The 22,319-nt window shown below is 32.3% G+C and carries 20 protein-coding genes and 2 tRNA genes; 10 read left to right on the top strand and 12 right to left on the bottom strand.

Translation table 11 applies throughout. The features are described from left to right. Position 1: 1 nt before the first annotated feature. On the bottom strand, positions 2–1,276 hold the full coding sequence (locus ACFEL2_RS07265) for a penicillin-binding protein activator (RefSeq protein WP_341751683.1): 1,275 nt from the start codon (positions 1,274–1,276) through the stop codon (positions 2–4). Positions 1,277–1,300: 24 nt separating this feature from the next. Here ACFEL2_RS07265 and rsmI point away from each other — a divergent pair, with 24 nt between their 5' ends. Beyond that, positions 1,301–2,152 carry a 16S rRNA (cytidine(1402)-2'-O)-methyltransferase gene (gene rsmI / locus ACFEL2_RS07260; RefSeq protein WP_341748393.1) on the top strand — a complete coding sequence of 284 codons (852 nt, stop codon included), beginning with the start codon at positions 1,301–1,303 and terminating at the stop codon, positions 2,150–2,152. A gap of 311 nt (positions 2,153–2,463) precedes the next feature. Here rsmI and ACFEL2_RS07255 read toward each other — a convergent pair whose 3' ends face one another. The 3 genes from ACFEL2_RS07255 to ACFEL2_RS07245 all read right to left on the bottom strand — a co-directional run bounded on the left by ACFEL2_RS07255 (position 2,464) and on the right by ACFEL2_RS07245 (position 3,937). Further along, a complete protein-coding gene (locus tag ACFEL2_RS07255) occupies positions 2,464–2,937 on the bottom strand; it encodes an NfeD family protein (RefSeq protein WP_341751684.1) in 474 nt (157 codons plus the stop codon). A gap of 343 nt (positions 2,938–3,280) precedes the next feature. After that, the gene (locus tag ACFEL2_RS07250; protein ID WP_341751685.1) at positions 3,281–3,808 is read right to left on the bottom strand and encodes a c-type cytochrome; all 528 of its coding nucleotides are present in this window, start codon (positions 3,806–3,808) and stop codon (positions 3,281–3,283) included. Positions 3,809–3,862: 54 nt separating this feature from the next. Then, positions 3,863–3,937: transfer RNA gene (locus tag ACFEL2_RS07245), tRNA-Gly, on the bottom strand. A 199-nt stretch (positions 3,938–4,136) separates the two neighbouring features. On the opposite strand from ACFEL2_RS07245, the gene ACFEL2_RS07240 reads away from it, so the two are divergent. From ACFEL2_RS07240 to ACFEL2_RS07215, 6 genes are all read left to right on the top strand, one after another. After that, positions 4,137–5,759: a methyltransferase regulatory domain-containing protein gene (locus tag ACFEL2_RS07240; protein ID WP_375331898.1), complete on the top strand. Its 1,623-nt coding sequence runs from the start codon at positions 4,137–4,139 to the stop codon at positions 5,757–5,759. Between the two features lie 4 nt (positions 5,760–5,763). Continuing rightward, complete coding sequence (ppa, locus tag ACFEL2_RS07235) at positions 5,764–6,303, top strand: inorganic diphosphatase (protein ID WP_341748398.1); 540 nt, start codon at positions 5,764–5,766, stop codon at positions 6,301–6,303. A gap of 217 nt (positions 6,304–6,520) precedes the next feature. Beyond that, positions 6,521–8,044 carry a murein biosynthesis integral membrane protein MurJ gene (gene murJ, locus ACFEL2_RS07230; RefSeq protein ID WP_375331897.1) on the top strand — a complete coding sequence of 508 codons (1,524 nt, stop codon included), beginning with the start codon at positions 6,521–6,523 and terminating at the stop codon, positions 8,042–8,044. A gap of 148 nt (positions 8,045–8,192) precedes the next feature. After that, positions 8,193–8,891, top strand: coding sequence for a TraX family protein (locus ACFEL2_RS07225; protein WP_341751688.1), 699 nt, complete (start codon positions 8,193–8,195; stop codon positions 8,889–8,891). 246 nt (positions 8,892–9,137) lie between these two features. Beyond that, complete coding sequence (locus ACFEL2_RS07220; protein WP_341751689.1) at positions 9,138–9,347, top strand: cold-shock protein; 210 nt, start codon at positions 9,138–9,140, stop codon at positions 9,345–9,347. 611 nt (positions 9,348–9,958) lie between these two features. Further along, the gene (locus ACFEL2_RS07215; protein WP_341751690.1) at positions 9,959–11,173 is read left to right on the top strand and encodes a DEAD/DEAH box helicase; all 1,215 of its coding nucleotides are present in this window, start codon (positions 9,959–9,961) and stop codon (positions 11,171–11,173) included. A gap of 520 nt (positions 11,174–11,693) precedes the next feature. Here the strand turns inward: ACFEL2_RS07215 and ACFEL2_RS07205 are convergent. The 7 genes from ACFEL2_RS07205 to ACFEL2_RS07175 form a co-directional block, all read right to left on the bottom strand. Then, on the bottom strand, positions 11,694–12,092 hold the full coding sequence (locus ACFEL2_RS07205) for a DUF2660 domain-containing protein (RefSeq protein WP_341747206.1): 399 nt from the start codon (positions 12,090–12,092) through the stop codon (positions 11,694–11,696). A 46-nt stretch (positions 12,093–12,138) separates the two neighbouring features. Beyond that, positions 12,139–13,470 carry a trigger factor gene (tig, locus tag ACFEL2_RS07200; protein ID WP_375331896.1) on the bottom strand — a complete coding sequence of 444 codons (1,332 nt, stop codon included), beginning with the start codon at positions 13,468–13,470 and terminating at the stop codon, positions 12,139–12,141. Positions 13,471–13,563: 93 nt separating this feature from the next. Next, a tRNA-Leu gene (locus tag ACFEL2_RS07195) sits at positions 13,564–13,648 on the bottom strand. A 46-nt stretch (positions 13,649–13,694) separates the two neighbouring features. Further along, positions 13,695–14,849, bottom strand: a complete 1,155-nt coding sequence (gene dapE, locus ACFEL2_RS07190) for a succinyl-diaminopimelate desuccinylase (protein ID WP_375332399.1) — start codon at positions 14,847–14,849, stop codon at positions 13,695–13,697. A 65-nt stretch (positions 14,850–14,914) separates the two neighbouring features. After that, positions 14,915–15,343 carry a universal stress protein gene (locus ACFEL2_RS07185; protein WP_341747208.1) on the bottom strand — a complete coding sequence of 143 codons (429 nt, stop codon included), beginning with the start codon at positions 15,341–15,343 and terminating at the stop codon, positions 14,915–14,917. 30 nt (positions 15,344–15,373) lie between these two features. Further along, positions 15,374–16,309, bottom strand: coding sequence for a TAXI family TRAP transporter solute-binding subunit (locus tag ACFEL2_RS07180; protein WP_375331895.1), 936 nt, complete (start codon positions 16,307–16,309; stop codon positions 15,374–15,376). Between the two features lie 140 nt (positions 16,310–16,449). Next, positions 16,450–17,085 (bottom strand): epoxyqueuosine reductase QueH, encoded by a 636-nt coding sequence (locus ACFEL2_RS07175; RefSeq protein ID WP_375331894.1) that lies wholly within the window; start codon positions 17,083–17,085, stop codon positions 16,450–16,452. Between the two features lie 364 nt (positions 17,086–17,449). On the opposite strand from ACFEL2_RS07175, the gene ACFEL2_RS07170 reads away from it, so the two are divergent. Next, on the top strand, positions 17,450–18,148 hold the full coding sequence (locus ACFEL2_RS07170) for a M15 family metallopeptidase (protein ID WP_341751694.1): 699 nt from the start codon (positions 17,450–17,452) through the stop codon (positions 18,146–18,148). Between the two features lie 61 nt (positions 18,149–18,209). Then, positions 18,210–18,815, top strand: a complete 606-nt coding sequence (locus ACFEL2_RS07165; RefSeq protein WP_375331893.1) for a hypothetical protein — start codon at positions 18,210–18,212, stop codon at positions 18,813–18,815. A 70-nt stretch (positions 18,816–18,885) separates the two neighbouring features. Here the strand turns inward: ACFEL2_RS07165 and ACFEL2_RS07160 are convergent, their stop codons facing one another. After that, entirely contained in the window at positions 18,886–19,887 is a 1,002-nt protein-coding gene (locus ACFEL2_RS07160) for a serine/threonine dehydratase (protein ID WP_375331892.1), read from the bottom strand. 89 nt (positions 19,888–19,976) lie between these two features. Here ACFEL2_RS07160 and lon point away from each other — a divergent pair, with 89 nt between their 5' ends. Next, complete coding sequence (gene lon, locus ACFEL2_RS07155) at positions 19,977–22,316, top strand: endopeptidase La (protein ID WP_375331891.1); 2,340 nt, start codon at positions 19,977–19,979, stop codon at positions 22,314–22,316. Positions 22,317–22,319 lie beyond the last annotated feature (3 nt).

Raw genomic sequence — 22,319 nt, 5'->3', positions numbered from 1 at the left:
ATCAGAATTTATTATCACTTTTTGCCATGGTACTATACAAGCCATCTTCTTTCTTAATTATGTCATACTCTCTTTGAGCTATTGAATCGATGAAGTAGACATTACCTGATATACCAGTATACGGAGTTTTACCATTAATAGCTGCTAAAAATCGTTCTTCGCTAAAGTTGCTACCTATATATTTTGATGTTATCCTTCCTAGATCATAAGCTACAGCATGCATGAAAGACAAATGATTAATACCTATATTCTTAGCCCTTTCTATTATATTACTATTGACAATATTCAATGAACCAGTGTAGATAATATCTACCGGTTCAGAATGATCGATATCTATTCTGTTATCACCTATTATAACTGCTTTCTTATCCAAATTATGTTTATGAATACTATCAAAAAGCAAATCTAAATTTTTACCATCATCTGACAGATAAATTACAGGCTTAGTTGCCGTATCCTCCATTTCATTTAAATTATCAACACTATTTGAGACAGTTAACACCGCTTTTTCTATTGATTCCGGTATATTAGCATAAAATTCACTCCGCACTAAGGTAGAATTTTTTTGAATTAGTATATTTTGGATAAGTTGGTTTATAGCTTGTGCATGACTGCCTGAAGGTAAAAGTGCAATGAAATTTTTATAATCATTATCGGCAAAGTAATTAATTATTTTTGTGAGCTGCTTTGACGGAGCATGACCAAATACAAAAAGTTTTTTGTCTGCCAATACAGGATTATTAGACATGGTAATGATAATAATATCATGTGCTTTAGCTTTATTGGCAATTATAGAAGTAAGATTTGAATATAATGGTCCGAGAATAATTTTTGTTTTACGTAGTAGTATTTTATCCATTGCAGCAAGTACCTGCTTTTCATTAGAACCATCATAAGAAGTAACATGAACATAAGTTTTTAAGCCATCTTCTAGACCCATTTTAATTAATTGGTTGTATTGCTTACCTAATGTAGAATGTTCTCCTGTTAGGGGCATTAAAATAGCCACTTCTAGAGTTTCCTGAACAACTTCTTTTGGTCTAGAAACAACAACTTCCTTATTAGATTGGCAAGAAAATAAAGAGACAAGACATATGAATGATAAGGTAGCCTTTAAAAATTTTTGTGCATAAGTCAATCTAGTTGGTGATTTTGTCGTCAAAACTCGCCTTCGTTCCTCACGTACGTCTATGTACGCTGCGGTACTCGGCTTCGTTTCTCCTAGAAATCTCAAAAGCTTCTTTGACTTATGCAGGAAGTCTTTTATACTGCTCATAATGCTTACTTATAGGATTAAATTATGATCTTTAAACCAGGGCTATACATTGTCTCAACACCTATTGGTAACCTAGATGATATAACACTCCGGGCTTTAGAAACGTTAAAAAATTCTACAATTATACTGTGTGAGGATACTAGAATATCAAGAAAATTACTAGCAAAACATAATATAAAGACTAAGTTACAAGTATATAATGATCATAGTGATTATCAAGAAAGAGAATTTATCCGCACATTAATTGATAATGGAGCAATAGTTAGCCTAATATCCGATGCTGGAACACCGTTAATTGCTGATCCTGGTTATAAACTAGTAAGAGATTTAAGGAAACTGAATTATCACATAGATGTAGTGCCGGGCGTTTCGGCATTAACTACCTCTATAACCATTTCTGGATTACCATCAGATCGCTTTTTATTTGCTGGATTCTTACCAAAAACTACAGAAGGTAAAAAGAAGATTTTTACAGAATTATCTAATATAAAAGCAACTTTGATTTTTTTTGAAACTGCTAGCAGAATAGAACAATCGCTACATACAGCTTTTACTGTTTTTGGTAATAGGGAGGTATGTGTAGCACGAGAACTTACTAAATTTTATCAAGAAGTAAAGTCTGGGTTAATAGAAGATGTGCTAAATTTCTATAACTCGAATATTATCAAGGGCGAAATAGTACTGCTAATTTCTAGTGCTTCTGAACCTCATAAAGCTCTTCTTGCAGATGACTTAAAAAAATTTATAGATTTATACTTATCTAAAGGATGGAGTGCAAAAAGTGTCACAGATATAGCTAATGAAAATTTTGGAAGAAGCTACAGCAAAAAAGAAATATATTCTATAGTTAATAAAATCAAGAATTCAAGTGATTAATAATACTTAGATAGAACCACTTGGGAATTAGGACAGGAGATAAGAAATATATTAGTATTGTCGGTATCATATAATAAAATTGCTATGCCATTAATATATAAAATAATTCCTTATAAAGGAGCATGTACGGCAGACGATCAAATTGCAGTAATATCGAAATTTATAGAGGAATTTGGTAAGGAAAAGATAGAGGAAATATTAGGAGATAGGGAATTTTATAAAATGTTTATTTATAATATATGCAATGGCAATAAAAATAGGAGCAATTGGAGAGCAAAAGCAAATTTTGACAACAAAATTACCAAAAAAAATCAGTTCGTAACACTCCCATTTCTTGCAGTACATATAAGCACATTACCATCAACTTGCACTATGCGGAGTATATCTCCTTTATGTACTGATTTTATAGTATCTTTGCTGAGTTTAGCATTCATAATAGTTCCTGACCACAATACCTGTCCTGTTTCCCCTACTAGAAGTTCATTGCTGTATACCACTACTTCCTTACCAACCATATCAGAATATTCGTACTTATCATATTTCTTGTAAACATAAAATTTTAGCGGATACCATAAGGTAATCAGCCACATAAAAGAAGCAAAGCCAAAAATTATATACTGGTATTTTAAAAGACCCGGGTAATTGTTTAATATTATTGCAGTAGATACTCCACCTAGACCCAAAAATAAAAAACCAACATTTGGAATGTTAGCAAATTCTATAATTATACAAATAACGCCAGCGATCAGCCACCATTCTACTATTGAAATTTCAGATAGGATCATAGGATACCTTTATAGATAAATGATTTCACCGAATTTGGAATAAGAATTGACAAATTCTTATCCCGAATTCGCGTACATCAAACCTCAATTTTGGATTAAAATTTTTAATTTTAATCCAAAACTGGCTATAATATCAGAAAAATACATTCTTGAAGCACTTCTATAAATACATTTTAATCTATTATCGCTAATAATCTTATTTTTATTGGTATAAAAATAAGATTATTAGCAAATGAAATATTTAACAATCAGGCGTCAAAGTGCTTTAAGCCTGATTGTTTACTTTCTCATTCCAATTTCGGATTAATGAAATTAATCCGAAATTGAGGTATCAAGGGAGAATTTAGTCATGAACAAATGTCTTTAAAAACATTATAACATTAGCTATATCTTGAGGTTTATTTAAACCAGCAAAAGTCATCTTTGTACCAGGTATATATTGACTAGGTTTATGCAAAAAATGGAATAAACTTTCTTCATCCCAAATTCCCCCTTTGCTGGATAAAGCACTTGAATATTTATAATTCTCTGCTTTAGCTTTTTCTGCCCCAACGATATTCCATAGATGTGGTCCAACCTTATTAGCTTTATTCTTATCAAGAGAATGGCACATTAGGCATTTTTTTGCTATCTCCCTTCCTGCTTCAGCATTAGCAGTTTTCATCAATTCTTCTATATTCACTGGTGCTTCTACAGTAGCTTTAGAGTCAAGGTCACTATGAGAATCTTCTGTTACTTCTACACTATAACCTCGAGATTCAGGATGTAAAACAGGCTTATACAAAATATTTGTTATAAACCCTACCATCATTGCAATTAAACTGGCTAACAAAATAGAAGCGGCAATTTTATTTAACTCTATTCCAGACATATTTAGGTCGTCTCCGTAGAGAGAATATGTATTATCTTAGAACCATTTTTATATTGGAGCGGGTGAAGGGATTCGAACCCTCGACTTCGACCTTGGCAAGGTAGCGCTCTACCCCTGAGCTACACCCGCTTTTAAAAGGCTCACTTATATAAAAACAACTCATGAATATAAGGAAATACTGTAAAAAGATCAAGAAGAAATAACATCAAAAGAAATTTAATTTTAATCGTAGATACTTTTAATTAGGTATCCTATAGAAATGTAGAAAATCCTTGCTTAAAATAACTAAATCCACTAGAAATTATTACTTTTATCATGGAGCAAATATATGGGGCAAAAAAATAATCCTAATAACACTTTACTAGAAAAGCAAATAAATAATATTAATTATGATGATTTCCCTTATGAAAGTTTTCCTTTTATTTATACAAGACCGGAACATTTAAGAACTATTGGCCTATTATTTAACATGAAACCTCCTGCTATAGATACTGCTAGGATACTTGATATTGGTTGTGCTGAAGGTGGCAATATGATTGATTTTGCTGAAAGTTACCCAAAATCTTATTCTTTAGGAATTGATTTGTCAAAGGTCCAAATTGTTAATGGCATGGAAATAATTAAGAGTTTAGGTCTTAAAAATATTGAACTAAAACACTTATCTATACTAAATCTTGATGAGTCAGTTGGTAAGTTTGATTATATAATTTGCCATGGAGTAATCTCGTGGGTGTCTACTATAGTTAAGGACAAGATTTTTGAAATTTGCAATAAATTATTAAACCCTAACGGTATTGTCTTTATTAGTTATAATACTCTACCAGGCTGGAATATGCAAAAAACTATCAGAGATATGATGATGTTTCACAGTAGCACCTTTACTGACAACCATAGTAAAATACAACAAGCTAAATTATTATTAGATTTTGTTACTGATTCTTTAGAAGGTTCAGATAATTCTTATTCTAAATTCTTACAACACGAAACTAAACTTCTTAAAACTACAAATGATTCATATTTACTACATGAATATCTTGGAGAAGACAATACAGCTTTTTATTTCAATGAATTTATAAGTACAGCTAGAAAACATAATTTAAATTACCTTGGGGATTCTACACTCTCTGCGATGTTTGTCGGTAATTTACCTGCCAAGGCTGCAGAGCAATTACAAGCGATAAATGATATTGTTAGAACCGAACAATATATGGATTTTATCACTAATCGTAAATTTAGGACTACTTTATTATGCCACAATAATGTCACTATAAATAGGACAATTGAACCAAGTAAGTTAAGTGATTTTTATACTACTTTTAATATTATACCAGTCATGTCTGAAAACGAAGTGGATATGAATAATACAGTAGAAAGTTTGGGATTTCATTATAATAATTCAGAATCCCCTAATATTTCGACGTCCTCTCCTATAATAAAGGCAGTTTTCTATGTTTATGCTGATAATATTGGTAATCCTTTGACTTTGGATCAAATTTGTAAATTGGCTATGAAAAAATTAGAAAAATTACAGCTTGAAGATATTAGAGAAGAATTAGATTCTGTAATTATAAAACTAGTGTTACAAGGGTACGTACAAATATTTGCAACAAGACCTCAGTCAATATATGACATTTCGTCCAAACCAAAAGTAAGCGATTTAGCAAGATATCAAGCCCAAAAATTAGACTCAACTAATTTGTTTGTGACAAATCGAGTTAATGCTGTTGTTCCATTGCAATTACATGAAAAACATATTATTGAACTATTAGATGGACACAACTCTATACAACAGATTGAAGAAAAAATATTTGAAAAATTTGCTGCTGGAGTATTAGTGGCATCTAATGAAAATGGTAAGATAAGCGACGAAAACCTTTTAAAGCCATTTATTAGTCACTATGTAGATATTTGCTTGCAAAAATGCAAAATGAATTATTTATTAATTGGGTAAAGTGATGTTAGTTGAAAAAATTAAGACCAAAGTCGGTCATGAAGAGATAAATGTGATTATCGAGATTCCAATGCAAGATAGTCCTATAAAATATGAGATGGATAAGGAATCAGGAGCAATATTTGTTGATAGGTTTATGCAAACCGCTATGTTTTACCCATGTAATTATGGGTTTATTCCGCACACCTTATCAGAGGATGGAGACCCGGTAGATGTATTGGTTGTATCACATTATCCTGTCATACCTAGCTCTGTGATTAGGTCACGCCCTATTGGTGTTTTAATGATGGAAGATGAATCTGGATTGGATGAAAAAATTATCGCTGTACCTAGCTCTAAGCTAGATATTACTTTTGATTCAATAAAAGATTTAGATGATCTTTGTCCGATGTTGAAACAACGTATAGTACATTTTTTTGAACATTATAAAAATCTAGAAAAAGGTAAGTGGGTGAAGGTAACTGGCTGGGAAAATGCTCAAAAAGCTAAGGAGTTGATTAATGAAGGTATATTAAGGGTATCTACTAAGATAGAAAATCAATAGACTTACTGCATAAGTCAATCTAGTTGGTGATTTTGTCGTCGAAACTCGCCTCCGCTCCTCACGTACGTCTGTGTACGCTGCGGTGCTCGGCTTCGTTTCTCCTAAAAATCCCTCAACTATCTTTGATTTATGCAGCAAGTCTAATAATTAGCATTTGCTTTATGATCGGAAACGATAAGGTACAGAATAGTGCTTACATGATATCGAGGCGACTTAAATGAAAGACAAAGGATATACATTATTTCGTTCTGGAATTATAGTAGCTGTCTTTACTTTAATCTCCCGTATATTTGGTTTGGCTCGCGAATTATTCATTGCTTCATTATTTGGTGCTGGTAATATTGCTGATAGTGTTAATGTTGCTTTTAAATTACCCAACCTATTTAGGCGTATTTTTGGGGAAGGGGCACTTTCAGTCGTTTTTGTACCTATTTTTAATACAAAACTCATAGAATCTCGAGAAGCAGCACGCAATTTCACTGGAATTATCTTTACTATTTTACTTATTACTTTAGTAAGTGTAGTAGTGTTAATGCAGGTTTTCATGCCATCATTAATGTTCATCATTGCTCCTGGTTTTCATGAAGATATAGACAAGTTTAATTTGACAGTTATTTTGTGTCGCATTACCATGCCATATTTAATTTTTATCTCGGTAAGTGCTTTACTAGGGGGAATTTTAAATTCAGTAAAAAGATTTGCAGCTTTTGCTTTTTCTCCGATCATTTTAAGTATTACTGTTATAATTACAACAGTAATATTACAAGAACATATATCTACTCCTATATCGATTAGTTTATCTTTGTTGATTGCTGGGTTATTACAAATTATCTTTATGTTTTTTTGTGTAATTAGGGTTGGTTTATCATTCCCACTAGTTTTTGACCCATGTAATAAAGATATAAAAAAGTTTTTGTTTGGTATGGGTCCAGCGACTATTAGCTCTGGATTTCAGCAACTTAACTTATTTATCTCGCAATCAATAGCTAGCTTCATCGAAGGGACAATTTCAATATTATCCTATGCAGATAGAATATACCAATTTCCTTTATCTATAATAGGGGTAACTTTTGGTACGATATTATTACCAGAATTATCAAAAACATACCAAATGAATGATTTAGAAAAAGCGGCAAGGATTCAAAATAATGCTATTAAAGTTGGATTTTTATTATCTTTGCCAGCTGCGTTCGGTATTATCGCTTTATCAGAATCAATCATTCATGTAATATATGAGCGTGGAGCTTTTACTTATGCTGATACAATTAAAACTGCTGAAGCTATTTCCGGTTTTGCCCTTGGTTTACCAGCTTTTATACTTGCCAAAATTTTGATGCCTATATTTTATGCTAATAGTGATACGAAAACTCCTTTAAAAATAACATTATATTCTCTTACTGTGAATACTATATTAAATATCGTTCTGATGAAACCATTTGGTCATCTTGGTATCGCTCTTGGCTGCTCTATTACCGCTTGGTATAATGTTTGGTTGTTATATATATATACAAAGAAATATGGTCATTCTTTCATTGATTCAAAATTATACTCTTTTTGTGGCAAGATTTTATTCAGCTGCGTAATAATGGTACTAGTAATTTGGGTGATTAAGCACTATTGTTCTGAATATTATTATTCCGAATTATTATTAGTAAAAACTTTTATGCTTGCAGCCACAATTTTAGCTGGTGCGATAACGTTTTTTCTAATGGTTTATTATTTTAAACTTTATCCAAAATAATTTAACCTTAGTTCTATGTAAGACATAGGTTAAATTGCTTCGGTGTCATTCCTACGAAAGCGGGGGGGCTTTGCAAACGTGGATAACTATACAAGAATTATACTCAATCTACTAACTCGTTATATCGATATTTGAGGTTAATTTATTAATGATGAAAACTGAATCTAATTATCAAGATTTTTTGAAAACTATAGCCATAATAACCATGGTGATAGATCATTTAGGGTTATACTTTTTCCCTGAATATGAAATAATGCGGGTTATCGGTCGTATTAGTATGCCGATTTTCTGCTTTTTTGTTGGCTATAATTTTCATAAAAAACCAAAAATTAAAATCCTTGTAGTCGGGGTTCTACTACATATTCTTACTACCATATTATTTAAGCAGTTCACCACAACTAACATACTTATTACTATTTTTCTAGGTCAATGCTATCTTTATTGTTTTCAAAATAGCCTAAATAATTTTTTCTATAAGGGTTATTGTCACGTTGTCTTCCTTGGGGCTCTTTGGTTCTGCACTTGGTTTTTGGTTGATTATGGTACCATAGGTTTAGCTATCATGTTACTTGGCTATATAGCTAAACATGATCTAGGTAATCTTAGGCTTGCCCTTGCAATATCTATGATTTTGACTGTACTGCATACCATTGCTGTTTTTCCCTTGTCGTATATCTATGTACTTATAGTAGTTATATTTGGAGTTTTGCAATATATATTTATGGTTGCAAGAAATTTTGAGCAAAAAATTACTATAAATTTACGGATTATAAGCCATAATGCTTTATATATCTATGCTATACATCTAGCAATTTTACAATTTTTATTTTTCAAATTCTACTTATAGAATTGATAAATCAGTGAATAAATTGTGCTAAAATATCTATGTTTCAAAGAAAAATATAGAATCTACACATAATTGTCTTATCCCTTGTTGACAATTATTAAGAAAAAGAGTAACATGCTTGCTTGAGTTTAATAATTAACTCTTTAATAGCATGAAAACCTTGTATCTGTCAATTTATTTGGTTTAATTTCTACGGAAGAGTTGTGAATTAAGTTCAAATAAGTAACTCTATACTAAAAGGTTTTTATGGCTACTAAAGTAGGTAAGGTTAAATGGTTTAATACAACCAAAGGTTTCGGTTTCATCCAGCCAGACGATGGGGGGAGTGATGTTTTTGTTCACATCTCGGCTGTAGAGCGTGCCGGTATCCGTAATCTTAATGAAGGTCAAAGTGTTGGCTTTGATCTAGAAGATAATAAGGGGAAAATTTCTGCTGTTAATCTACAAATAAAATAATATTTATTTAAAACTACAAGCAACTACTCAAAATTTATGAGTGGTTATTAAACTAGTGAATTTTGGGTAGTATCATCTTTTTATACACTTCATGGATTATTTTTTGTAATTCAGTGTTTCACTGTAAGTTAAAGTTATAATTTTGTTGGGTCATGTGAGTATATTTTGTTACATCATAATATAATAGTTTTTTACTACACAATTAATTGACAACTCACATTATAACGTAAGAACTTAATCATACACTTATTCTTTTAAAGTATAGAATATATGTTTACTCAAATGCTTTGACTAACCTGAATTCGATGTAAGACATTGGTTTAATAGCCTAGGGTGTCTCAATTTTGGATAAGAATTAACTAATTCTTATTAAAAAATCGTCTATTAGCGAAGTGCCGTTAGGCACTGTGGCAATCTTCATAAAGTATAAGGTCTCCTTCACAAGATTGCCACATCGCACGCAAATTCGGGATAAGAATTTGTCAATTCTTATCCCGAATTTGCGTGTCGCTGCTTACAGCGGTTTCTTGCTAATAGACGGTTAAAATCCCGAATTGGGGTAAAGCATTTGAGCATTTTTAATTTAAGATAAATAATATTGGACTTATATAATGAAAAGTTTTAATTTACCAAATGAAGTGATTATATCACTTGAACGCATGAACATAACCTCTCCGACGGAAATTCAAAGAAAGGCCATACCGGTTGCTATGCAAGGTAATGATGTTCTAGCTTCTAGTCAAACTGGTTCGGGTAAGACCCTTGCCTATTTGCTACCAATAATCAATTCTTTTATACAGACTAAATCAATGTCTTTGGTACTTGTTCCAACTCGGGAATTAGCTACTCAAGTGCGTGATACTTTAACTAAGGTAACTACTCAAATAAAACTTCCTAGTGCGGTTTTGATAGGCGGTGAACCAATGCATAAACAATTTACACAACTAAAAGTAAATCCTAAAGTTATAATTGGCACACCAGGTCGTATCATAGATCATTTACTTCGTGGTACTTTAAAATTAAATACTATCCAACTGGTAGTACTTGATGAAATGGACAGAATGCTTGATATGGGTATGAAAGAACAATTAGAAGAGATAAATAAATATATACCTGCAAAACGCCAGGTTTTAATGTTTTCAGCTACTATGCCAAAACATATTATTGCATTATCGCAAAAATACGTGGTTAATCCTCATCGTATTACTGTTGGATCAACTACTAAGGCTGCATCTCAAATAAAACAAGAAACTTTGCGTGTTTCTGATAAAGAGAAATTTCCTGAGCTTATAAAGCAATTAAATGAACGTGATGGTTCTATAATTATTTTTGTAAAAACTAAGCGTGGTGCTGATCAGCTTGCAAAAATGTTGAAATTTGAAGATCACAAAGCTGAAGCTATACATGGTGATTTAACACAAGGTAGACGTGATCGTGTAATTTCATCATTTCGCTCTTCTCGTCATAGGATCATGGTGGCAACAGATGTTGCAGCTCGTGGCTTAGATATACCTCATACACAGCATGTTATCAATTATGACTTACCAATGGCTCCAGAAGATTATTTGCATAGAATAGGTAGAACTGGTAGAGCTGGTCTCTCAGGTTGTGCATTATCATTCATTTCGCCAGAAGATAATATCAGATGGAAAGCTATTGACCGCCTAATAAATCAAGGTGAAACTACTTCAAGAGCAGATATGAGGGAAAGTAAGGATCGCAGGAAACCATTTAATGGTCATAATGGCAAAAAAAGTTATTTTCCTCGTAATAATAATGATAGGAAACCTTATGCTGGTCCTGCTAGAAATAATAAAGCATTCTAATATACTCAGGTAGAACTTCAAGAATTAAGGTCGTCGTGTCTAAAGCACAATTATTGAAAGTTAAAAAACCGTCTATTAGCGAAGTGCTGTTGTAAGGCTTAAACAATAGTACCCTACATTTTTCTATAATCGTCATAGCAAGGCTCTTTAGATGTCGTGGCGATCTAGGTAAACAGCGAAGCTGTTTTTTTAGAGTAACGCTTCGCGTATCCTAGATTGCCGTGTCGCCGCTTCCAGCGACTCCTTACTAATAGACGAACAGCAGCTATTTTAATAGTAGACCTCCTTCGAAACTCTACTTCTGCTGGTGATTTGGACAATGATGCGGTACTCGAATCCGTAACGGAATTAGAGTACGCTGCGGTTCGAGGTGAAGCGTCTCCTTCAAATCCCTCAGCATAAGCGAGTTTCGAAGGAGGTCTAGTGGTTATATAAAAAATGTAGGGTACTATGGCTAATAGCTCTCAACTATCGAAACCAATTTTTTAAATCATTTGAGTATATGAAGATTTGAGTATACTTATTTACCCAAAGTTTTCTGAGATTGGGAATATGCTTGTTGTTCAATGCTTGCAACCCTTGATATAGCCTGTTGTTTGATACCAAGATCTACTACATGCTCATATCTCATTCCATTATCTAGCAGGATATGACCAAGTTTATTTACTAACTCTACATCCTTTTTAGAAAATTTACTAATAATTAATTCTGTAATTTCATATAAAAACTTCCAAGATAGCTCGACTCTATCATTGAGAGAGAGGTTCTTTTTATTATTTTCTTTATTAAATGGTTCTGCATTATTAGGATCATCAACAAGCGTTCTAACCGATGTTTTCTTGCTCTTTTTATAAATAAAGAATGTGACAAACACTAGAAATAAACCTACTACAGCGATTATCAAATTAGTATTTTGCATAAAACCCTCCAAATATATCTTACTGATAATGCCCTGCTACTTGACTCTATACCACACGATCTTCTTCTTGTGCTAAAAATTCTTCAAGCTTTTCTTTCGTATAATTTTTTTCCTCTAAGATCACTTCATTGTCAAAAATATGTTGTACTGTTTTTTCTTCTAATAACGGACCTTTTAAGCGTTCAAGAGCATTAGGATTTTTTTTATAAAAATCAAATATTGCTGTTTCTTGACCTGGAAACTTCTTTGCTTGAGCCATAATAGCACTTATAAGATCTTTCTGCTCGATATGTAAATTCTTAATTTTCATATATTCGGATAACATTAAACCTATTCTAACACGACGTAAGACTATCTTATTATAATACTCACTAATTTCTGCTTCTGATTTATCCTTAAATATCGAATTTGAGTCACTATTGCCCTCCATTTGAGATTTCAGAATACTTATCTCTTGGTCTATTAAAGATTTAGGAACATTAAACATTAATAGCTTTTCTAATTGATCAAATAAGCTCATTTTCATTAAAGTGCGTATAGGCTCACTATATTCATTTTCTATGCTTTTAGAAATATTATCACGTAACTCTTCTAGTGTTTCACAATTAAATTTCTTAGCAAACTCATCATCAATAACTACCTCATCAGCAGAATGTACTGCCTTTACTTGTACAATAAACTTAGCCGGTTGACCTGCGACTTGCTCCATATTATAATCTTCAGGAAATTTAACGTTGACTTCTACCTCGTCCCCAGTCTTAGTTCCAATAAGCTGATCTTCAAACCCCTCAATAAAAGTTCCACTACCAATTACTAGCTTATAATCTGTAACCTTACCACCTTCAAAAGCCTCATTATTGACATAACCAATCGCATCAATAGTAACTTCCTGCCCCTTTTTTACTTTCCCTTTACTTTCTTTATTATAAATTTTTGATATAGATGCAAGCTTATCTATTTGCTTATTAACATCATCTTCTTTAATTACTAACTTTGGATGAGTAATTTTCATTTTTTTAAAATCTGGCAATTCAATATCAGGTAATAATTCAAATTTTAGAGTAAATTCTATATCCTCATTCTCTTCATTACGTAAATTTTCTAACTGTGGATCACCTATTGTTTTTAGTTTATGATCTTTAATAACATGCTGTACTGCATGATTAATTTCATGGTTTACCACATCAGACCTAACAGATTGCTTATATTTTTTATTAACAATGCTGATTGGCACTTTACCAACACGAAATCCATCAAGCTTAACTTTTTTTGCTAAACTAGCTAATTCTTTTTGTACTTCATTGGTAATTTTAGAAGAAGGAAGGACTACTTTAACTTCAAAATCTAGACCTTCATTTTTAAGTTCTGTGACTTGCATACTAAAAAACTCATTAGCAATATTAAAACCTTACGAAAACTTGAAGAGCTACTAAATTAAATCAAGCTCTTCAGTTTTTGTATTATTATTTTGTGGTGCGGATGGAGGGACTTGAACCCCCAAGCCTTGCGGCGCTAGAACCTAAATCTAGTACGTCTCCCAATTTCGTCACACCCGCATAGCTGTATCCCTAACCTTAACATAGATTGTTTTAACAACTTGAATTAAATAGGTTCAGTTAGGAATTTTATCAGAGAATTATAATACACATGATACAGACTTTGTAAATCGTTAATTTCTGTGTATTCATTAATTTTATGAGCTGTATTAGATTGTAAACCAAATTCCACAACAGGACAATAATTTTGGATAAACCTCGCATCAGAAGTACCACCACTAGTAGATAATTTTGTATATACTCCTGTTGTATTAGATACTACCCGAACAAAATCGGCAATTAACCCTACTGGTTCTTGGATAAAACAATTAGCTGAAGTTACACTACTTAATTCATATTTAAAGTTATATTTCGCACAATATTTATTAATTATCTGATCTATCAAATCTGTTATGCTCGATGATGAATGAAGATCATTAAAACGAATATTAAACTTTGTTGTAATTTTTGAAGGAATTACATTAGTAACATCATTACCTACATCAATAGACGTAACTTCTAGATTCGACTGTTGAAAAAATTCACTTCCTTCATCCAGTCGATAATTAACCAACTCATTGAGTATCTGAACTAAAGGAGTAATCGGATTACTGGCTTGTAATGGATATGCCACATGCCCCATTGTACCATATAGAACTAAGTTAAAGTTAATACTTCCTCGCCGACCAATTTTTATGGTATCGCCTATTTGATGCTCATTTGTTGGTTCACCTACAATAGCAAGATCAATCAAATTATTACCACCCTTATGCAAATATTTTAACATTTCCACAGTGCCATATTTGGCGTTTCCTTCCTCATCGCTAGTAATTAGAAAACTAATTGAACCATGCGGAGTTGGATTTAACTTAATAAAATCTAAGCTAGCAGCTAGGAAACATGCTATCGCTCCCTTCATGTCAACAACTCCCCTACCATAAATTTTATCACCTACGGTAGTTGCTATAAAAGGGTCGTTAAGCCATAATGCCTTATCACCTGTTGGCACGACATCAACATGTCCAGCAAAACAAATATTAGGTCTTGCATTACCATAAACAGCATAAAGATTGGTTACTTTATAATTATCCTCTCCAAATATTTTGATTTCAGTCTTAAAACCATTTTCTTCTAATAAATCATTAATATATTCAATACAACCACTACTCTCAGGAGTTACTGATTGAAAACTAATTAAGTCTTCAAGAAATTTTATCAAGATAACCTCCAGTAGTCATCAATTTATAGTTTTTCCTAAAAATTCTTCTTTCATATCTAGCCAATGTTTTATTCTCTGACAACCAAAACAGACACACCCGAGTGCCGCACAATCTTGGAAGCATTAGGACCTAACATATAGTCTCTAAGCTGTGGTCTGACTGCTGAAATAATGATTAAGTCAGCTTTCACTTCATTGGCATATTGTATTATTTCATCATATACTGCCCCTCGACCAATATGCAATTCAACTTCGATCTCCTCCGGCACATATTGTCTAATTAATTCTGTTACTTGTACCCGATATTTTTCTTTTTGATCTTTTGCCCAACTTTTAGGCAAATAATCCTCAACCATTTTCATACCGAAATCTGAAATGATATAAAGAAAATGTAATTTTGCACTAAAGATAGTAGCAAAACTTAAAGCCTTTGGTAATATCACCTTAACTGATTGTTTATCCGACAAATCTATCGGTATTATTATATTTTTAAACACAATTAACACTACTCCGGTGCATTTATATTATTATCTATTTCTTACTACTGAATGTTTTGGCAAAACAAAATTATTAGTATCAGCAAAATGCTCAATATCTATATTATATAACATATAATTAGAATGTTTAAAATGTTTTACGTTTTTGTGAAACATTCCGATAAATTTATCCAATAGTTTAGAATCCATATTACTATTAGTAACTAAAATTGCTGTTACTGCTACTGTATTCTGATCGAGAGTGATCCCAGGATATAATCTTTTATCCAGTAATGCCTTATGAAAAGCTTTATTAGTGGCAATTAATTGTGCAATTTTATTATCTTCAATAGGTACAAAATCAACTTTACAGCTATTAGCAGTAAATCCCATCAAGGCATTAGGATGACCTACCGTCATCATTATCACATCAATTTTACCACTGCAAAATTCTTTTATTGACTCTTCATAATTAATTTCATCAACATCTATTGGTTCTTTAGTAAAATTATATAACTTCCTTATAGCATTATAGGTAATAGTATTACTAGAGAATGGCAAGCCATTTGATATTCTCTTACCCTCAATATCTGAAAAAGTCTTTATCTCATCCTGATTTTTTACAACAACAGTAAAAAACTCATCATATAGATTAAGTACCTGACGCATTTCTTGCATTTTTTCTGTATTAGAGTAATATCCAGTACCTTCAAAAGCCTCAAGTGCTACATTAGATTGAACTAAAGCTAAATCTATCTTACCTTCTTTTAACAAAGCTAAATTTTCAACCCCTCCACTGGTAGGTACTACTTCACAATTCACACTTTTATCAGCTAAAGTAAAGGTTTTACACAAATCCAATCCGATAGAGTAATACCCCTTTAAAATAGAACCAGACCCAATTTTCACGGTTCTTTGCGAAGCAAAAACACAATTACTAGTAAAAAATAGGCAAAAAACTACCAATATAACTCTGAAATTATTCATAAATAACACTATACACTAAAAATAATTGACCACTAATACTTAAAGACTTAAAATTTAATAAATCATTTTCCCTATCCAAAGTACCTTTACTATTATTGATAATCAAGATAATTATTACAATTCATGTGTAAAAAAAATCCTTATGCCTTATAATATTCTTCTCCAATTTCAATTTCACTGCGGTTATTTAACTTACGCCAATTATTGGTGTCCCTAAGTGAGTAGATGCAGCCACAATATTCTTGCTTATAAAAATTTTCACGTTTAGCTATTTCGTACATTCTACTGCTACCTCCATTTTTACGCCAATTATAAGTCCAGTAAGTTATTCCATCGTAATGAGAAGCAGCCTTGATCCCTGATTCATTAATTTGATCCATATCTTTCCAACGGGAAAGACCAAGAGAACTGGTAATAACTTTAAAATCATTCTCATAGGCATAAAGAGCTGTCCGTTCAAAACGCATATCAAAACACATAGAACAGCGTTTACCTCTTTCTGGTTCATATTCCATACCTTTGCTTCTTGCAAACCAATTTTGTACGTCATAATCTGCGTCAATAAAATTAATACCCATTTTTTCAGCAAAACGAATATTTTCATTTTTACGAATTTCATACTCTTTTTTAGGATGAATATTAGGGTTATAGAAAAAAATAGTTAAATTAATACCAGACATTAACATTTTTTCCATCAGCTCTCCTGAACATGGAGCGCAACAGGAGTGTAGTAATACTTTACTTTCACCATTTGGTATTTCTAGAATTTCATTCATAATTATCTGCTAAATTTTTTCTGTAAGTTTCTTTATAAAATCTTAAAATAACATACAATATAGCTAACTCGATTAGTATTTATCCACAGTTGATCTAGGGCAATGTTGTCATCCCCGCGTAGGCGGTGATCTAAAATAGTGTTCAAAAAACCCTGAAATATTATAGATTTCCGCCTTTATGGGAATGACATCCTTTTCGTTGAAACAAATGGATAAATGTTAGTCGGGTTAGCTATATTATCACAAGGACAATTCAATAAATTAAGATATTGTATTGTAGAAAAAAGTATAATAAATTATTATTTTTTATTAACAATAATTTTGTTACTAAATATTGAATATTAGTTTAATTGAGAGATATATTATGTTGAATGAAACAGTCAATGTACCGGAAGGTTTTGTGTATTTGGATCAAATAGATCCTACTATAATTCAACAGATGATGTATTATGATACTAGAAATTTTGTAGGAAAGCAGATCGATGGCTATAAAGCTAATAGAGCTATACTAACTAAAGAAGCGGCTACTGCCTTAAAAAATCTTCAGCAAGATATAAAAAATGATAACTACTCTTTGGTAATTTATGATGCTTATAGACCTAATAAAGCTGTACAACATTTCGTTAGATGGGGAGAAGATGTTGCTGATCAAAAAATGAAAGACTCTTATTATCCATACATTAATAAGGCTGAAATTTTTCAATTAGGTTATGTTGCTAAACGATCACCTCATAGTCGTGGAAGTACTGTAGATTTAACTATTATCGAACTTGGAAAACAATTAAATCCAAACCCTAAAATGATAAAAAGACCTCTAAAAGATGGTCGTCTAATTCCTTATTTTGATGATAATACGGTTGACATGTATAGCTCTGTAGATATTATGGATATAGTATCCTCCCATGATAGTAAACTAATTGATGAACTTTACTTACAAAATCGTAATTATCTACGTAAGAAAATGAAAAAACATAATTTTAAGGAATATTCGGTTGAGTGGTGGCATTATACCTTGCAAGACGAACCTTATAAGGATCAGTATTTTAATTTTGATGTTAAATAGACTTTTTGCATTAAGTATAATAACTTAAAAAAAAGTAATAATTATTTAAGGAGAAATTAAAATGAGTAAAGATAGAATTACGGGACGTAATAAAGAACTATTACAAGATGCAGCTCAGAGATTAGGGATTTCTGAAGATGAAGTTCTCAGTAAAGTTCCAAACGGAATATTATTAATGGCTACATTCAACGACAAAGCCCTTGGAGGTTTTCTAAAGAGAATGCAACCAGATATGTCTCAAGCAGCAGTATTAGAGAAGCAAATAGCCGACGATAAAGTTGGTGGTGGAGTCCTAAAAGTTGGGGCTGGAGTCCTAGATTTTCTTAATAAAACACAAGAAAACTCTTCTCAACAACAGGAGGAAATGTCTAGTGCTGTTAGCTATCAGAATTGGGATAAAATGAATCAAATGCACTTAAAACACGTAGCTACACTATCAGAAAAGTCTGAAAATGAAGTTTTAAAGGAAATTTCACGAGACCTAGGGGAAGCTTTATCTAACCCTGAAGAGCTTGAAAACTATCTAACAGCAGTGCTAGATAGCCACCTAACAATTAATGATTCTCGCACAAACGACAATCCCCCTATTGATGTAGCAGCTGGCTATAATGCCTCTAGCTGTGCTTTAACGGGTGAAAATCCAACCATTAACGAGGACTGCAATTAAGTAAAAATGTCCTAAATTTTACCGAATTCGGGATAAGGATTAACTAATTCTTATCCCGAATAGGGGTAGGTTACATTAATGGGCTTGGTAAATTAGATAGATAATTCCCCTTCCAAAGCTCCTGATAAAGAGCAGGATCAATGTTTCCACCTGATATAAGTACTAAAACTCTCTTAGGTTTTGATTGTCTCTTTAACCAATCAACTACTCCAACCATATTTAAAGCACATGATGGTTCACAAGCAATTTTTAGTAAATGCGTTAACCAAGCGGTCCAGTAATATATAGAATATTCATCAGCAAGAAAGAAATCATCAAGTTTATTTAGATAATTAAATGTACGTGGTGAAACTGCTAAAGTACGCAAGCCATCTGCTATAGTATGTGGTGAATTAGCAAATCTGTATATTGAACCTTGCTGAATAGATAAAAAAGCATCATTCGCATTAACCGGCTCTGAACCTATAAGCAAGCTGGATGGAGACAGTAATTTTTTTGCTAAATATGATCCAGAAAGTAATCCACCTCCTCCACAAGAAGCAAAAATAGCATCTGGGCTAAACCCTAGCTGTTGCAAGGCTTCATAACACATAGTACCAGCCCCAGCTATACTCGAATCGCTATCAGAAGGATGCAAATAGTAGAAACCATTTTCTATATCACCTTTTGCCCTATCTTCTGCCACTTGCCTAGTATCGGTCAGTATAACCTCTGCTCCGTAATATCTTGCTGCTTGTTGCTTAATTGGAGAAGTATCTTTGGGCAAATAAATTCTTGCATTTAGATTAAGAATTTTTGCTACCCAAGCAAGACCAATTCCATGATTACCTGTACTATATGCAACAATTTTATCTAGTAAACGATTTCGTTCTTGTAACTCTAATAAATGGTTTAATACCCCTCTAACCTTGAATGCTCCAGTTTTTTGCAACGATTCTATTTTAAAGAAAATTTTATGTCCCAGCATTTCATTTAAAGTTTCAGACTGGACTATTGGAGTCAAATGAAGATATTGTTTTACCCTATTACTTGCTATTGATATTATATTTGGAGATTGAGGTGATAAATGCATATACAAAATAAATGTAGCTTGAAATCCCAGCACGGCAACATTATATAGTTAACAATCCCTTTAGTATATAAATTTTTCAAGGTTTTAGTATGACAAATAAAGAAAAATTACCCCTACTCGCATTAAAAGACATGGTGATATTTCCCGGCATGGTTGCTCCCATATTTGTCGGTAGGACAAAGTCTCTAAAAGCCTTACTGAATACTAAATCTACAGATACTAATAGATATATATTATTGGTGTTACAAAAACAACAAGATCAAGACACTCCAGATATTCAAGATCTTCATTCTACAGGAGTAATTGCTAAAATTATACAAACAGTAAGATTACAAAATAATGCAAAAATTCTTGTTGAAGCAATGCAGAAGGTTAAACTTCATAACATAACTAATAAAGAAATGTTTGAAGCTGAATATAGCATACTACAAGATGAAGAGGTAATTGATGTGGAAGCTTTAAAAGTTTCTACGTCAATTGTCATTGAGTTATTTATGAAATATACCAAGAATCATAAAAAAATTAATCTAGAAATAATAGAAACAATAGCTGATGAAATAACCAAAGATCCGACAAATTTTAGTTATATTACTAATGTGCTAGCCTCTTATCTGACTGCACCATTACTAATAAAACAAACCTTATTAGAAGAAACAAAACCTCAAACACGAATTAAAACTATAATAGATACATTGACATCTAGTATGGCTCAAATGGAAGCAGAACAAGCTTTACAACTACGAGTAAAAAAACAAATTGAAAAAACTCAGCGTGATTATTACTTGCACGAACAAATGAAAGCTATACAAAAAGAACTCGAGCAGGATAAATCTGACTTTTCTGATATAGAAAAAAAGATTAAGACCTTAAAACTTTCAAAAGAAGCAAAAGAAAAAGCCGAATCAGAACTGAAAAAGTTAAAGCTTATGAATCAAATGTCAGGTGAATCCTCAGTTGTTCGTAACTATCTTGATACAATATTAGCTATGCCATGGGGAAAATTTGATAATAGTAAAACTGATATAAATAAAACTAGAGAAATTTTGGATCGGGATCATTTTGGTCTTGAGAAAGTCAAGGATCGCATCATTGAATATTTAGCAGTATTACAACGCTCTAAAAAAATTAAAGGACCTATACTATGCTTAATTGGTCCTCCAGGAGTGGGGAAAACATCACTGGTCAAGTCAATTGCTGAAGCAATGGGTAGGAAATATACTAAATTCGCTCTTGGCGGCATTAGAGATGAATCGGAAATTAGAGGTCATAGAAAAACATATCTTGGTTCTATGCCAGGAAAAATCATAAACTTAATTAAAAAAGTTAAAACTAATAACCCTGTTATGTTATTAGATGAAATTGATAAAATGGGTTCTGATTTCCGAGGCGATCCAGCATCTGCTTTACTTGAAGTTTTGGATCCTGAACAAAACAGCCATTTCGTTGATCATTATTTAGAAGTAGAATATGATTTATCAGAAGTAATGTTTATTGCAACAGCCAATTCTTATAATTTGCCAAGAGCTTTACTAGATCGTATGGAGATCATTAATGTTTCTGGTTATGTTGAAGAAGAAAAATCACAGATTGCTAAAAACTATTTAATACCAAAGCAATTGAAACTACATCAAATGAAGAAAAATGAGCTAATTATTGATGATGGAGCAATCTTAGAGTTAATCAGATATTATACCAAAGAATCAGGGGTAAGATCGCTTGAAAGAGAAATTAGCTCTGTTACAAGAAAAGTATTGCAAAGGATTCTGAGTAACAAAGAAGTAAAAAGCATATCAATATCATCTGAAAATCTTGAAGAATATTTAGGTGCTAGAAAACATAATTTTGGTTTAGCTGAGAAAGAAGACCAAATAGGCAGTACCACAGGGCTTGCTTATACAGAAGTTGGTGGAGAACTATTAACCATTGAAGCATTGTCATTCCCTGGAAAGGGAGATATTAAAACTACAGGCAAGCTTGGGGATGTAATGAAAGAATCCGCTCAAGCAGCTTATAGTTGTTTCCGCTCTAGAGCTAATAATTTTGGACTGAAGTACGAAGATTACAAAGACCTTGATATCCATTTGCATGTACCGGCTGGTGCAATTCCAAAAGATGGACCATCTGCTGGATGTGCAATATTTACCACTATTGTTTCACTTATGACCAAAATACCAGTCAAAAGAACTGTGGCAATGACTGGAGAAATTACCCTAAGGGGTACAGTGTTACCAATTGGAGGACTAAAAGAAAAATTATTGGCTGCTAGCCGAGGTGGTATACAAACAGTATTAATACCTGAAGAGAATATCAAGGACTTAAAAGATATTCCACCGAATATAAAGAATAGCTTGGAAATTTTATCAGTGTCAAATATAGATCAAGTACTAAAATTAGCTTTAGTGAATAATAATTTTACAGTTGCTAACTAAAAA

Origin of the sequence: Candidatus Tisiphia endosymbiont of Temnostethus pusillus (assembly GCF_964264675.1) — a bacterium.
In the GTDB taxonomy this organism is placed as follows: domain Bacteria; phylum Pseudomonadota; class Alphaproteobacteria; order Rickettsiales; family Rickettsiaceae; genus Tisiphia.
Note: the sequence above shows the minus strand (reverse complement) of the source record. Positions and strands in the feature narration are given on the sequence as shown.

Coding starts and splice junctions, on each gene's coding strand:
- ACFEL2_RS07265 (WP_341751683.1), bottom strand. CDS start 1,276: ATGAGCAGTATAAAAGACTTCCTGCATAAGTCAAAGAAGCTTTTGAGA.
- rsmI (WP_341748393.1), top strand. CDS start 1,301: ATGATCTTTAAACCAGGGCTATACATTGTCTCAACACCTATTGGTAAC.
- ACFEL2_RS07255 (WP_341751684.1), bottom strand. CDS start 2,937: ATGATCCTATCTGAAATTTCAATAGTAGAATGGTGGCTGATCGCTGGC.
- ACFEL2_RS07250 (WP_341751685.1), bottom strand. CDS start 3,808: ATGTCTGGAATAGAGTTAAATAAAATTGCCGCTTCTATTTTGTTAGCC.
- ACFEL2_RS07240 (WP_375331898.1), top strand. CDS start 4,137: ATGGGGCAAAAAAATAATCCTAATAACACTTTACTAGAAAAGCAAATA.
- ppa (WP_341748398.1), top strand. CDS start 5,764: ATGTTAGTTGAAAAAATTAAGACCAAAGTCGGTCATGAAGAGATAAAT.
- murJ (WP_375331897.1), top strand. CDS start 6,521: ATGAAAGACAAAGGATATACATTATTTCGTTCTGGAATTATAGTAGCT.
- ACFEL2_RS07225 (WP_341751688.1), top strand. CDS start 8,193: ATGATGAAAACTGAATCTAATTATCAAGATTTTTTGAAAACTATAGCC.
- ACFEL2_RS07220 (WP_341751689.1), top strand. CDS start 9,138: ATGGCTACTAAAGTAGGTAAGGTTAAATGGTTTAATACAACCAAAGGT.
- ACFEL2_RS07215 (WP_341751690.1), top strand. CDS start 9,959: ATGAAAAGTTTTAATTTACCAAATGAAGTGATTATATCACTTGAACGC.
- ACFEL2_RS07205 (WP_341747206.1), bottom strand. CDS start 12,092: ATGCAAAATACTAATTTGATAATCGCTGTAGTAGGTTTATTTCTAGTG.
- tig (WP_375331896.1), bottom strand. CDS start 13,470: ATGCAAGTCACAGAACTTAAAAATGAAGGTCTAGATTTTGAAGTTAAA.
- ACFEL2_RS07180 (WP_375331895.1), bottom strand. CDS start 16,309: ATGAATAATTTCAGAGTTATATTGGTAGTTTTTTGCCTATTTTTTACT.
- ACFEL2_RS07175 (WP_375331894.1), bottom strand. CDS start 17,085: ATGAATGAAATTCTAGAAATACCAAATGGTGAAAGTAAAGTATTACTA.
- ACFEL2_RS07170 (WP_341751694.1), top strand. CDS start 17,450: ATGTTGAATGAAACAGTCAATGTACCGGAAGGTTTTGTGTATTTGGAT.
- ACFEL2_RS07165 (WP_375331893.1), top strand. CDS start 18,210: ATGAGTAAAGATAGAATTACGGGACGTAATAAAGAACTATTACAAGAT.
- ACFEL2_RS07160 (WP_375331892.1), bottom strand. CDS start 19,887: ATGCATTTATCACCTCAATCTCCAAATATAATATCAATAGCAAGTAAT.
- lon (WP_375331891.1), top strand. CDS start 19,977: ATGACAAATAAAGAAAAATTACCCCTACTCGCATTAAAAGACATGGTG.